9 protein-coding genes are annotated in these 13,275 nt (G+C 59.5%); 7 read left to right on the forward strand and 2 right to left on the reverse strand.

Translation table 11 applies throughout. The features are described 5' to 3' along the window. Nucleotides 1-241: 241 nt before the first annotated feature. Both msrQ and msrP read right to left on the reverse strand, forming a co-directional pair. Entirely contained in the window at nucleotides 242-841 is a 600-nt protein-coding gene (gene msrQ, locus ACL2XG_RS18945) for a protein-methionine-sulfoxide reductase heme-binding subunit MsrQ (RefSeq protein ID WP_410013316.1), read from the reverse strand. Further along, a complete protein-coding gene (gene msrP / locus ACL2XG_RS18950) occupies nucleotides 842-1,846 on the reverse strand; it encodes a protein-methionine-sulfoxide reductase catalytic subunit MsrP (protein WP_410013317.1) in 1,005 nt (334 codons plus the stop codon). It lies immediately after the preceding gene. A gap of 204 nt (nucleotides 1,847-2,050) precedes the next feature. Between msrP and csrD the strand changes: the two genes are divergently transcribed. The 7 genes from csrD (at nucleotide 2,051) to yhdP (ending at nucleotide 13,222) form a co-directional block, all read left to right on the forward strand. Beyond that, complete coding sequence (gene csrD / locus ACL2XG_RS18955) at nucleotides 2,051-3,985, forward strand: RNase E specificity factor CsrD (RefSeq protein ID WP_413721547.1); 1,935 nt, start codon at nucleotides 2,051-2,053, stop codon at nucleotides 3,983-3,985. 395 nt (nucleotides 3,986-4,380) lie between these two features. Further along, a complete protein-coding gene (gene mreB / locus ACL2XG_RS18960; RefSeq protein WP_004385136.1) occupies nucleotides 4,381-5,424 on the forward strand; it encodes a rod shape-determining protein MreB in 1,044 nt (347 codons plus the stop codon). Nucleotides 5,425-5,518: 94 nt separating this feature from the next. Continuing rightward, nucleotides 5,519-6,769 carry a rod shape-determining protein MreC gene (gene mreC, locus ACL2XG_RS18965; RefSeq protein WP_413721546.1) on the forward strand — a complete coding sequence of 417 codons (1,251 nt, stop codon included), beginning with the start codon at nucleotides 5,519-5,521 and terminating at the stop codon, nucleotides 6,767-6,769. Further along, on the forward strand, nucleotides 6,766-7,254 hold the full coding sequence (mreD, locus tag ACL2XG_RS18970; RefSeq protein ID WP_410013320.1) for a rod shape-determining protein MreD: 489 nt from the start codon (nucleotides 6,766-6,768) through the stop codon (nucleotides 7,252-7,254). The genes mreC and mreD overlap by 4 nt, the downstream gene beginning before the upstream one ends. An 8-nt stretch (nucleotides 7,255-7,262) precedes the next feature. Further along, nucleotides 7,263-7,856, forward strand: coding sequence for a Maf family protein (locus ACL2XG_RS18975; protein ID WP_413721545.1), 594 nt, complete (start codon nucleotides 7,263-7,265; stop codon nucleotides 7,854-7,856). Next, nucleotides 7,846-9,315 carry a ribonuclease G gene (rng, locus tag ACL2XG_RS18980; protein ID WP_410013322.1) on the forward strand — a complete coding sequence of 490 codons (1,470 nt, stop codon included), beginning with the start codon at nucleotides 7,846-7,848 and terminating at the stop codon, nucleotides 9,313-9,315. Before ACL2XG_RS18975 ends, rng begins: the two co-directional genes overlap by 11 nt. 97 nt (nucleotides 9,316-9,412) lie before the next feature. Continuing rightward, on the forward strand, nucleotides 9,413-13,222 hold the full coding sequence (gene yhdP / locus ACL2XG_RS18985; RefSeq protein ID WP_413721544.1) for an AsmA2 domain-containing protein YhdP: 3,810 nt from the start codon (nucleotides 9,413-9,415) through the stop codon (nucleotides 13,220-13,222). Nucleotides 13,223-13,275 lie beyond the last annotated feature (53 nt).

Raw genomic sequence — 13,275 nt, forward strand, 5'->3', positions numbered from 1 at the left:
CGTGCCGCTATCTCCGGTTAATTAACGAAGCCCCGTAAAAAATAACCTTCCGTAACCGTTTTGTCACCTTTTTGATGAAAAATCCGGGCCAGAGTGTTAACAGGGTCAAGCATTATAATGATATCGCAACTTTTCGCAGCAACATACTGGCGTTATCTGCGAAGATAAGCTGGACGCGGTATCCAAAGTGGAGTGCAAGATAGCGCATTTTGGCGGGGGAATGAAATAAAAAATTCCGCGGCTAGCGCCACCAGCCGCGAAATTTTTTGTAACGCAGTGCTAACAGAACCGCCGCCGCCAGAGCATACAACACCGGCTGGGGCGAGAGAATTTTGACCGACCAGAGATAGTGTATCGGCGCCAGGATCGCCACCACATAGACCAGATTGTGCAGCGTTTGCCACCGGCTTTTCAATTGCCGCTGGGCGCGCTGGGTGGAGGTCAGCGCCAGCGCCAGTAAAATCAGCCAGCTGATGATGCCCAGCGTCAGGTAGGGGCGGGAGACCAGTTCCCGGCCCAGCAGGCCGAGATTGTCGATGCCCAGTTCAAGCACGGAATAGCTCAGCAGATGCAGGCTTACCCAGGCGAAACACCACAGGCCGATAAGACGGCGGCAGCGGATCAGCAGGGGTTGGCGGCCATACCGGGCCAGCGGGGTTATCAACAGCGACGCCAGCAACAGTTTTAGCCCCATGCGCCCGGTAAAGTGCTGGATATCCTTGGCCGGGTCGGCGCTGAAATCGCCCTGGCTGACCGCATAGACCAGCCAGACCAGGGGCAGGAACGCCGCCAGGTGAATCAGTACCTTTAGCCAGAAAATGTGTTTAAGGTTAAGCCGCACTCAGAAATTCTCCCGCAAATCCAGGCCACGATATAAGCCGGCCACCTGTTCGGCGTAGCCGTTGAACAACAGGGTCGGCTGGCGTTTTACATCCAGGATGCCGCCGGCGCCGATAGCCCTTTCCGTTGCCTGGGACCAGCGGGGGTGATCCACATGCGGATTCACGTTAGCGTAAAATCCATACTCGTTCGGCGCGGAAAGATTCCAGGTGGTGGGCGGCTGCTCGCGCGTCAGCCGGATATGGACAATGGATTTGATGCCCTTAAAACCATATTTCCAGGGGGTAATCAGGCGGATGGGCGCGCCGTTTTGCGGCGGCAGCGTTTTGCCGTAAACGCCGACCGTCATCAGCGCCAGCGGGTTCATGGCCTCATCGATCCGCAGCCCCTCCACATAAGGGTAATCCAGGCCGCCGCCGATATAACGGTCTTTTTCTCCCGGCATCTGCTCTGGATCGTCCAGGGTCTGGAACGCGACATAACGCGCCTGGCTGGTGGGCTCCGCCAGCTTAAGCAGTTTTCCCAGCTCAAAACCGGTCCAGGGCACGACCATTGACCAGGCCTCCACGCAGCGCAGCCGGTAAATACGTTCTTCCAGCGCAAAACGTTTCAGGATGTCGTCCATGTCAAGCGTCATGGGCTTAGCCACTTCGCCGTCGATGACCACTTTCCAGCCGTCGGTTTTCAGGCCGCCGGCGTTGGCCGCCGGATCGGCTTTATCCAGGCCGAATTCGTAGAAATTATTATAGCCGGTGACTTTATCATACGGCGTCAGCGGCAAATCGGCATGCCAGGCGGCGGGCCGGCTGAAAGACAGATCCTTGCCCGTCGGCGCGGCGGGGGCGGCCTTGTCGCCCTTGAACCAGGACAATACGTTGGCCCGGGCCGACAGCGGCAGGCTGAGCGAGGCCGCGGTGATGCCCAGCGCTTGCAACACCTTACGCCGCTGGAAAAACACGGCCTCGGCGGTAACGTCGGCTTCCCGCAGTTTGCGGTTTCGGGTCATAATCGTCTCCATTAAGCAATTAAGGCTCTGTAGCCAGTATGACGTATAAAACGTTTTTTTATTCCCGCGTCCCGGCGACTATTTTTCCACGCCACCCGTCGGCTGGCGATATTTTGCCCGCTTTGGTTGAAAATATGTCATTTTGTCCGTACTGACGATAAAATATCGTCAGGCTTACCTCAGATATTTTACCGGGGCACAGGGATGCGATTACTCGTCAGACTTTCCGCTATGGTGGCCTTGCTGTGCGCGCTGGTGATGTTATTGATGCTGGCGGGCAGCGCGTTAAGTTTTTTTTACCTCAATGAGCACCGTACCGATCGGCAAATGGCGGCGCTTGCCGCGGCGCTCGATGAGGCGCTGTCGACCCAATCACCCGCCGACCTGGCGCGCTGGCTGCCGTTTGCCCTGCAAAGCGGCGGCATCAGCGAGCTGGAAATCCGCCGCGGCGAGACCACGCTGAACCGTTTCCTGCCCGCGGGCCTGGCGGAGAGCGGCCATTCTCCCTCCGATTTCCTGCGCCGCAGCCTGGCGTTGCCTCATCATCCCGACTTGCTGGTCCGGCTGACCTATCCCACGGCGCTGTTAAGCGAGGTGCGCTCGCTGGCAGTGACCGCGCCGGTAAGCATCGCCATCGTCCTGATGGTGCTCTCTTTGCTGATGGGGTTACGCTGGCTGCGCCGTCAAATCCAGCCGCAGGAAACCCTGGAATACCGTGCCCGGCGGATTATGCATGGGGAGCGTGACAGCGTGTCGGGCAATGCCGGCGAGCCGCCGTCGCTGACCAGCAGCGCCATCGATCGCCTGCTCAGCGACCTTGCGCAGGCCCGCGAGCAGCGTAGCCGGGTGGATATCCTGATCCGGGCGTTCGCGGCGCGCGATGCCAAGACCGGGCTGAGCAACCGGCTGTTTTTTGACAACCAGCTGTCGCTCCAGCTGGAAGACAGCCAGGAAATGGGGCCGCATGGCGTGGTGATGATGCTGCGGCCGCCGGATCCCGAGCTGCCGGAAACGCGCCAGGGCAAAACACAGGCCCTGGAACTGATACAGGCGCTGATACAGCTGATCGCCACCTATGTGATGCGTTATCCCGACGCGCTGCTGGCGCGTTATTTCCGGCGCGATCTGGCGGTGCTGCTGCCGCATTGCTCCCTCAAGGAGGCCGAGTCGCTGGCGGCGCAACTGGTGGCGGCGCTTGCCACCCTGCCGGGCGTGGCAGGCCATCACCGCGACGATGTGCTCCATATCGGCATTTGCGTCTATCGCCAGGGCCAGACGGCGGTGGAGGTGATGGAGTCCGCTGAGCAGGCCGCCCGCGAAGCGGAATTGCAGGGCGGCAACGCCTGGTCGGTATTCGACAAGCGGGTACCGGAGCAGGTGCGGGGCAATGTCAAATGGCGCACCTTGCTTGAACAGACCCTGGCGCGCGGCGGGCCGGAGCTGTTTACCCGCGCGGCCTACCGGCGCGATGGCCGTCTGGATCATCATGTGGTGATCAACCGTATCCCCGAAGGCGGCCAGGCGTTGGCCGCCGCCGAATTTATGCCGATGCTGCGCCGCCTTGGACTGATGGAGCGCTACGACCGGCAGCAGCTGACCCGTATCCTGCCCCTGTTGGCGCAATTGCCGGAACGGGTGCTGGCGATAACCCTGAGCGTTGACTCGCTGCTGCAACGCGACTTCCGGCTGTGGCTGCGCAATACGCTGATGCAATGCGAAAAAACACAGCGTCGGCAAATTATGTTTGAACTTGTGGAGGCCGATCTTTGTCAACACTTGGTGCGGTTGCGTCCGGTGTTACGCTTGCTGGACGCGCTGGGCTGTCGTCTAAGCGTGGTACAGGCGGGGCTGACGGTGGTGAGTACCGCCTATATCAGCGCGGTGACGATATCTCTCATCAAGCTGCATCCCGGCCTGGCAAGGGAAATCGATCGCCGTGCTGAAAACCAGCTGTTCATCCAGAGCCTGCCCGAAGCCTGCGTCGGCACCGCGACCCAGGTTTTCGCCACCGGCGTAAGGACCCAACTGGAATGGCAAACGCTGGTGGATAACGCGGTCGCAGGGGGACAAGGGGACTTTTTTGCCCCGATAGTGCCTCTGGACGAGATGGTAAAAAAATATTCACGCCAGGATGCGTGAATAGTATAAAAGTTCGTGAAAAATTAACGTACAATACGCCCATTAACCTAATTGGTTAGTAGGTACTTACATTACCTGGAATCAGGTGCACTGCCAGATTTTCTGCCTGCGGTTGCCAATCTGTCGCTCCTTTGCCGTTTATCAGTGGCCACGCCGCCGGCGCGTCCGCCCGTATACGGCAGGCAGAGCGATAAGTGCCGACACCGGCGCCGGAAGTAATCTCGCATTTCATCTGACTAAAAACCGCGTCAGGGATTTCTTCGGTGTGTGGGAATGTTAACGAGGACGTATTTTCATTGAAGCAGCGCGTTATTGCGCCTTGTCGCTGCTTCTCGTGGTTGGTAAAGTAGGCGGATTTTATCTTTCGCCCCAGCTTGCAGGATTATCCTTCAGTTATGTTTAAAAAATTTCGTGGCATGTTTTCCAACGACTTGTCCATCGACCTGGGTACAGCCAATACCCTGATTTATGTAAAAGGACAGGGCATTGTCCTGAACGAACCTTCCGTCGTCGCGATTCGTCAGGATCGCGCCGGCTCGCCGAAAAGCGTCGCCGCCGTCGGCCATGAAGCCAAACAGATGCTGGGTCGCACACCCGGCAATATCGCGGCGATTCGTCCGATGAAGGACGGCGTCATCGCGGATTTCTTCGTCACCGAAAAAATGCTGCAGCACTTCATCAAACAGGTTCACAGCAACAGCTTCATGCGTCCGAGTCCGCGGGTGCTGGTTTGCGTCCCGGTCGGCGCCACCCAGGTGGAACGCCGCGCGATCCGTGAATCGGCCCAAGGGGCGGGGGCGCGCGAAGTATTCCTGATTGAGGAACCCATGGCCGCCGCCATCGGCGCCGGGCTGCCGGTGTCGGAAGCCACCGGCTCCATGGTGGTGGATATCGGCGGCGGCACCACGGAAGTGGCGGTGATCTCCCTGAACGGGGTGGTTTATTCTTCTTCCGTGCGTATTGGCGGCGATCGCTTCGATGAGGCTATTATTAATTATGTGCGCCGCAATTACGGCTCATTGATTGGCGAAGCCACCGCCGAACGCATCAAGCATGAAATTGGATCCGCTTATCCTGGCGATGAAGTCAGGGAAATCGAAGTCCGCGGCCGTAATCTGGCCGAGGGCGTGCCCCGGGGCTTTACCCTGAACTCCAATGAAATCCTTGAAGCGCTGCAGGAGCCGTTAACCGGCATCGTGAGCGCGGTCATGGTGGCGCTGGAACAGTGCCCGCCCGAGCTGGCCTCCGATATCTCCGAGCGCGGCATGGTCCTGACCGGCGGCGGCGCGTTGCTGCGCAATCTCGACCGTCTGCTGATGGAAGAGACCGGCATACCCGTGGTGGTGGCGGAAGATCCCCTCACCTGCGTCGCCCGTGGTGGCGGCAAGGCGCTGGAGATGATCGATATGCACGGCGGTGATTTGTTCAGCGAAGAATAACCTGCCTCGAAAAGGGGGGAACCACCCGGGTGAACGCTGAGATTTCTCATCCTGGTCGGCGCCCCCCTTTTTTGTTGAGGAAAATGCATAGCTTATGAAGCCGATTTTTAGCAGGGGACCTTCTCTGCAACTCCGACTGTTCCTGGCCGTGATGGTGGCTATCGCCATTATTATCGCCGACAGTCGGCTCGGGACCTTTGTGCAGATACGCACATACATGGATACCGCCGTCAGCCCGTTCTATTTCCTGGCCAATGGTCCGCGCAAGATGCTGGACAACGTGTCGGAAACGCTGGCGTCGCGCGGACAGCTCGAGCAGGAGAACCATACCCTGCGCCAGGAACTGCTGCTCAGGAACAGCGAACAGCTGCTGCTGGGGCAATTCCGGCAGGAGAACGCGCGTCTGCGCGAGCTGCTCGGTTCGCCCCTGCGCCAGGATGAGCAGAAGATGGTCACCCAGGTTATCTCCACCAGTACCGATCCTTACAGCGACCAGGTGGTGATCGATAAAGGTCTGGACAGCGGCGTTTATGTCGGCCAGCCGGTCATCAGCGACAAAGGCGTGGTCGGCCAGGTAGTGGCCGCCGGCAAAATGACCAGCCGGGTGTTGCTGATTTGCGATGCGTCCCATGCCTTGCCCATCCAGGTCTTACGCAACGATATCCGGGTCATCGTGGCCGGCAACGGCTGCACCGAAGATCTGCAGCTGGAGCATTTACCGGGCAACACCGATATCCGCGTCGGCGATGTGCTGGTGACCTCCGGTCTTGGCGGCCGTTTCCCCGAAGGATATCCGGTGGGCGTGGTGTCGTCGGTTAAGGTCGATACCCAGCGTGCCTACACCGTGATCCAGGCCAGGCCGACCGCCCAATTGCAGCGGCTGCGCTATTTGCTGTTGTTATGGGGAGCCGACCCCCGGGGCGAGGTGCCGCTGCCGCCGGCGGAGGTCCATCGGGTGGCCAATGAACGCCTGATGCAGATGATGCCGCAGGTGTTGCCGTCCCAGGATAGCATCATGGGGCCGGAAGCGCCGGCAAGCGCACCGGCCGCGGCGCCCGCCGCCGCTGCGCCGGCGGCGGATGCCAGGGCGGGGACCTCCCGCACGGCACCGGCCGGCAATGCGTCGCCGGCCAATCACGCGGCGACGGGTCGCGCCGCGCCGGCGGGCAATCGCACCGCGGCGGATAGCGCTGCGCCGGCATCCAGCCGTACGGCCCCCGCCGGCAGCGCGCCGGACGCCAACCCGACGTCCCCCGCCGGCAACGCGCCGGCAGCCGGCCATACGGCGCCGGCTTCAGGGCGGTCCACGCCGGCAGTGAATCCGTTTTCCGGGTCCCGGCAATGAACCGTTATCGCCGCAACGGCACCTGGGTCATCTGGCTCTCATTTCTTCTCGCCATCGTATTGCAAATCATGCCGTGGCCCGAGCAGCTTTACCTGTTCAGGCCCTCCTGGCTCAGCCTGGTGCTGATTTACTGGGTGATGGCGATACCACACCGGGTTAATGTCGGCACCGGCTTCGTGCTGGGGCTTATCATGGATCTCATCCTGGGTTCCATCCTGGGCGTCAGGGCGCTGGCGTTAAGCATCCTGGCCTACCTGGTGGTCTTCAAATTCCAGTTGTTTAGGAATATGGCCCTATGGCAGCAGTCGCTGATCGTGGTAATGCTATCATTGACCATGCATGTCATCGTGTTCTGGGCTGAGTTCCTGGTGATCAATATTTCATTCAGGCCGGAAATTTTCTGGAGCAGCGTCGTGGACGGCGTGTTATGGCCGTGGCTGTTTTTACTGATGCGTAAAGTGCGCCGCCAGTTTTCCGTGCAATAGGGGCTGTTATGACCGCGATATATCTGGCTTCCGGCTCACCCAGGCGCAGGGAATTGCTCACATTGCTGGACGTGCCGTTCGACGTGCTCTGCGCCCCGGTGGCGGAACTGCGCCGCGCGGGGGAGAAGGCGCCGGAATATGTGCGCCGGCTGGCGCTGGAAAAAGCGTTGGCCGGCGTGGCGATAGCTCCTGAACCGCGTCCGGTGCTGGGAGCGGATACCATCGTGGTGCTGGATGGCCGCATCCTGGAAAAACCGCGCGACGGCGCCCATGCCGCCGAGATGTTAACGGCCCTCTCGGGACAATGCCACCAGGTGATGACGGCGATCGCTTTTGCCGACGCCGGGCATCAGCTTTGCCTCAGCGTCGTGACCGAAGTCACATTCCGCCTGTTGTCGCCGCAGGAGATTCATCGCTATATTGCCTCCGGTGAACCCATGGATAAAGCCGGGGCTTACGGCATCCAGGGATTGGGCGGGGTTTTTGTCAGGGCTATCAATGGAAGCTATCACGGCGTGGTGGGTTTGCCGCTGGTGGAAACCTCTGAATTGCTTTGCCAGTTTATTGCTTTACGTAGTCTGAGAGGACAACATGGCTGCTGAATTACTGGTTAATATCACGCCTTCCGAGACGCGGGTCGCTTATATCGACGGCGGCATTTTGCAGGAAATCCACATTGAACGCGAGGCCCGGCGGGGTATTGTTGGTAATATCTATAAAGGCCGGGTCAGCCGCGTACTGCCGGGCATGCAGGCGGCGTTTATCGATATCGGCCTGGATAAGGCGGCGTTTTTGCATGCGTCCGATATCATGCCGCATACCGAATGCGTCGCCGGCGAAGAGCAGAAAAACTTCCATGTGCGCGATATTGCCGAACTGGTCAGGCAGGGACAGGACATCATTGTACAGGTGGTCAAGGATCCGTTGGGCACCAAAGGCGCGCGCCTGACCACTGACATTACGCTGCCCTCGCGTTACCTGGTGTTTATGCCCGGGGCGTCCCATGTCGGCGTATCCCAACGCATCGATAGCGAGGAAGAGCGCGAGCGCCTTAAGCGCACCGTGGCGGATTACTGCGATGAGCACGGCGGGTTTATTATCCGCACCGCGGCGGAAGGCATCGGCGAAGAGGAACTGGCCCAGGATGCCGCTTTTCTCAAACGCCTGTGGACCAAGGTCATGGAGCGCAAACGCCGTAACCAGAGCAAATATATGCTTTACGGCGAGCTGGCGCTGGCGCAGCGCATCTTGCGTGATTTTGCCGGCGCCGCGCTGGATCGCATCCGGGTGGACTCCCGCCTGACCTTTGATCTGCTGGTGGAGTTTACCGGTGAATATATTCCGGAGATGACCCACAAGCTCGAGCATTACAACGGCAAACAGCCTATCTTTGATCTTTATGACGTGGAAAACGAAATCCAGCGCTCACTGGAACGTAAAGTCGAGCTGAAATCGGGGGGATATCTGATCATCGACCAGACCGAGGCGATGACCACCATCGATATTAATACCGGCGCGTTTGTCGGCCACCGGAACCTGGATGAAACCATCTTCAACACCAATATCGAGGCCACCCAGGCCATTGCCCGCCAACTGCGGTTGCGTAACCTGGGCGGCATTATTATCATCGATTTTATCGATATGGTTAATGAAGAACACCGGCGGCGGGTATTGCATTCGCTGGAGCAGGCGCTGAGCAAGGATCGGGTAAAAACCGGCATCAACGGCTTCTCCCAGCTCGGCCTGGTGGAGATGACCCGCAAACGCACCCGTGAAAGTATTGAACATGTGCTGTGCAGCGAGTGTCCTACTTGTCATGGCCGCGGCACGGTGAAAACCATTGAGACCGTTTGTTATGAAATTATGCGCGAGATCGTGCGGGTGCACCATGCCTACGAATCCGACCGTTTTTTGGTATACGCCTCGGCGGCGGTGGGCGAAGCGCTGAAAAGCGACGAATCCCATGCGCTGGCGGAGGTGGAGATTTTTGTCGGCAAGCAGGTTAAGGTGCAGATCGAACCGCTCTACAGTCAGGAACAGTTCGACGTCGTGATGATGTAGCCAGAGGATTCAGGCCCGGCGTAGAGCATGACACGCGGGCAGGAGATAAAAATAAATACTTGCCGTAAGCGGTGCGACGGGAAGCAAGGAGAAAGGCGTGAAGCGACTGCCGGGGATATTGCTGGCCCTATGTGCAACCCTGATTGTCCTGGTGGCATTAGCGGTCAGTGCGTTACGCCTGGCGTTGCCCCATCTGGACAGCTTTCGCCCGCAAATTGTCCAAACCCTAAACACCGCTACCGGACTCCATGTCCAGATACGTGAATTGCACGGCACCTGGCAGTCCTTCGGCCCGACGCTTGATATCCGCGCCATTGAATCCGTTACCGCCGATGAACAGTTGCGTATCCAGCGCGTTACCCTGGCCCTGGACGTCTGGCAATCGCTGCTGCACTGGCGCTGGCAATTTCGCGACGTCACGTTTTATCGATTGCAGCTGGATTTAAATACCACCCTGCTGGGCCGCGACCATCAGGGCAGCCCCATTAAATCCGACCAGCTTTCCGATCTGTTTTTACATCAGTTCGATCACTTTATCCTGCGCGACAGCGAGCTCTCTTTCCTGACGCCCTCGGGGGAGCGCACCATGCTTTCGGTGCCGCAACTGACCTGGCTCAACTCACGCCAGCGCCACCGGGCGGAAGGACAGATAGCCTTATCCAACGTTGATGTGCAGCAGGGCGCGATCCAGTTGCGCATGGACCTCAATGATGAAAACGGTCTGCTGGACAACGGCAAGATCTACTTGCAGGCCGATAATATCAATCTCAAGCCATGGTTCAGCCAGTGGGTGCAAAGCCAGACCGGTTTGCAACGGGCCGATTTCAGCCTGGCCGCCTGGCTGAGCCTGGATCATGGCGATATTACCGGCGGCGACGCCTTTTTCAGCCAGGGGACGGCTAGCTGGCAGGACGGAGGCCAGGACCACCGCGTGGACGTGGCGAAATTGGCCCTGCACCTGAGCAAACAGGGCGACGGATGGCAAATGGACGTGCCGGTGCTCAACATCGCCACCGACGGGGAATCCTGGGCGCCCGGCGCGCTCTCGCTGTTCTGGCTGCCGGAAAAGAATCATCTGTTCGCGCCCGACAGGGCCGGGGAAATCCGCCTGCGGGCGAAAAACCTGGAGCTGCAGCGTTTCAGTCCCTTCTTGCCGCTGATATCCATTATTACACCTAACCTGCGCGCCCGCTGGCAGGATCTGCAGCCCAAAGGGGTACTGTCCACCCTGGCGCTGGATATTCCGCTTAATAACCCGGAAAAAATCCGTTTCCAGAGCGACTGGCGCGATCTCAGCTGGCAGCAATGGCAACTCCTGCCGGGCGTGGATCATGTCGGCGGTTCGGTGGCGGGAACCCTTGCCGCCGGCCGGCTAAACCTGGCGCTGGATAACAGCACCTTGCCGTATAAAGATATGTTCCGCGCGCCGCTGGAAGTGCAGCGGGCCAGGGCCGCCCTTGACTGGCGCAATGATGAGCAGGGCCTGCGGTTATGGGGCAGCGATATCGATCTGCAGGCCACCTCGCTGTGGGCGACCGGGGACTTTTATTTTCATCAGCCCCTCAACGGTGATCCGTGGCTGGATGTGCTGTCCGGTCTGCGCTTGTATGATGCCGCCCAGGTCTGGCGCTATTTTCCCGAGCCGTTAATGGGCACCCACCTGGTCAATTACCTCACCGGCGCGTTGAAAGGCGGGCAGGTGGATAACGCCACGCTGGTCTTTGCCGGCGATCCCAAACAATTCCCGTTTAAGCATAACGACGGGCAATTCGAGGTACTGGTGCCGCTGCGCCATGCGGACTATGAATTTGAACCCGGCTGGCCGCGGCTGACCGATCTGAGTATCGATCTGGACTTCCTGAACGACGGTTTGTTTATGCGCGCGCCGCAGGCGAAGCTGGGCGAGGCGACCGGCAGTAATATCGTGGCCGCCATCCCCGATTATTCCAAACAGCTGCTGTTGGTGGATGCGGATGTCAGCGGGTCCGGCCCGGCCATCGGCGCCTATTTTAACCAGACTCCGCTGCAGAAATCCCTTGGCGCGGCGCTTGCCGAGCTGCAGGTCGGCGGCAATGTTAGTGGGGACTTACACCTATCCATACCCCTTAGCGGCCAGGCAGTCACCGCATCGGGTCAGGTGAATCTGGCCGACAACAGCCTGCTGATTAAGCCGCTGGGCACCACCATGAACAACCTGAACGGCCAGTTCCGCTACCATAATGGCAACCTGGACAGCGATATGCTGTCGGCACAGTGGCTGGGACAGCCGGTAGCGGTGCGCTTCACGACGCAAGAGCTGCAAAAAAGCTTTGATATCAACGTCGATATGCAAGGGGACTGGTCGGTGGCCCATTTGTCCGGCCTGCCCGAACCCATGGCGAAAGCGCTGGGGGGACGGGCCTCCTGGCAGAGCGTGATGGCGATAACCTTGCCGTTGCAAGGCAAACCCACATATACCGTGGATGTCACTGCCGATTTAAAAAATGTAAGCAGTCACTTACCTGCGCCATTGGATAAAGCGGCCGGCCAGCCGTTCCCATTAGCGGTCAAGGCCCAGGGCGGGCTGACGGGCTTTACGTTGAGCGGGCATGCCGGCAAGAATAATGCCTTTAACAGCGAATGGCAGTTGGGCAAGCTGGTTACGCTTGCGCGCGGCGCCTGGGCCACCGATAACGCCAGGATACCGCCGCTGCCGGACGGCAAAAGCCTGACGCTGAATCTACCGGCGCTGGACGGCGAAAAATGGCTGGCGTTAATGACGCCGCAGTCCCGCTCGGCGGGCAAAGCGGTGGCCAGCCGGTTCCGTTTCCCGGATGCCCTGACGCTGAATACACCGTTATTGGCCCTGGGCGGCCAGCAATGGCACGCGCTGTCTCTGACGCGCCGCAATACCCTGGGCGGCAGCGTCGTTGAAGCCCGCGGCAAGGAAATCGACGGCAAGCTGGCGCTAGCGAACCAAGGCCCCTGGCGGGCGGATATCCGTTACCTTTATTATAATCCGCTGTGGCCGAAAAACGGCGCGGCTGGCGATACGCTCTTCCAGGATGACGACCCGGCCGCCGGCTTTAGCGACTGGCCGGCACTGCAGCTGCGTTGCCAGGAGTGCTGGCTGCTGGGGCAAAATCTGGGCCGGGTCGAGGCGGATGTGACGCCGCAGAAAAATACCCTGGCGCTGAGCCATGGCCTGGTGGATACCGGCAAATCCCGGCTGACGCTTGAAGGCGGATGGTCGCGCACCGGCCGGCAAAACCTGACCTCGGTCAAAGGCAAACTGAGCGGTAAAAATATCGGCGAGGCGGCGGACTATGTCGGCATCGACACCCCATTGCGCGACGCGCCTTTTAACCTGGATTACGATCTTCACTGGCAGTCGCTGCCCTGGACACCCGAGATCGCCAGCCTGAACGGCGTATTGCACACCAATCTCGGCAAAGGCAAGATCGATAATCTCAGCAGCGGCCAGGCGGGCAGGCTATTGCGCCTGATTAGCTTCGACGCGCTGTTGCGCAAGCTCCAGTTCGATTTCCGCGACACCTTCGGTAAAGGATTCTATTTTGACTCCATTAAAGGTACCGCCTGGATTAAAGACGGTGTGCTGCATACCAACGACTCGCTGATTGATGGCCTGGAAGCGGACATCGCCATGAACGGCCAGGTGGATTTGAACGCGCAGCGCATTGATATGGAAGCGGTGATAGCGCCGGAAATCTCCGCCACCGTCGGGGTTGCCGCCGCGTTTGCCATCAATCCGGTGGTCGGCGCCGCGGTATTCGCCGCCAGCAAGGTCCTGGCGCCGCTGTGGAACAAAATCTCGGTGATTCGCTATCACATCACCGGCAGCCTGGATCAGCCGAAAATCGAGGAAGTGCTGCGCCAGCCGCGCACACCGGCGGGTCATAGTAAATAATCAGCGTGCATTTGACGCCGGCGTTGAATTGCCGCAGTCTATAAATATGACTA

The sequence above is a fragment of the Sodalis sp. RH24 genome (assembly GCF_047324145.1).
In the GTDB taxonomy this organism is placed as follows: domain Bacteria; phylum Pseudomonadota; class Gammaproteobacteria; order Enterobacterales; family Enterobacteriaceae; genus Acerihabitans.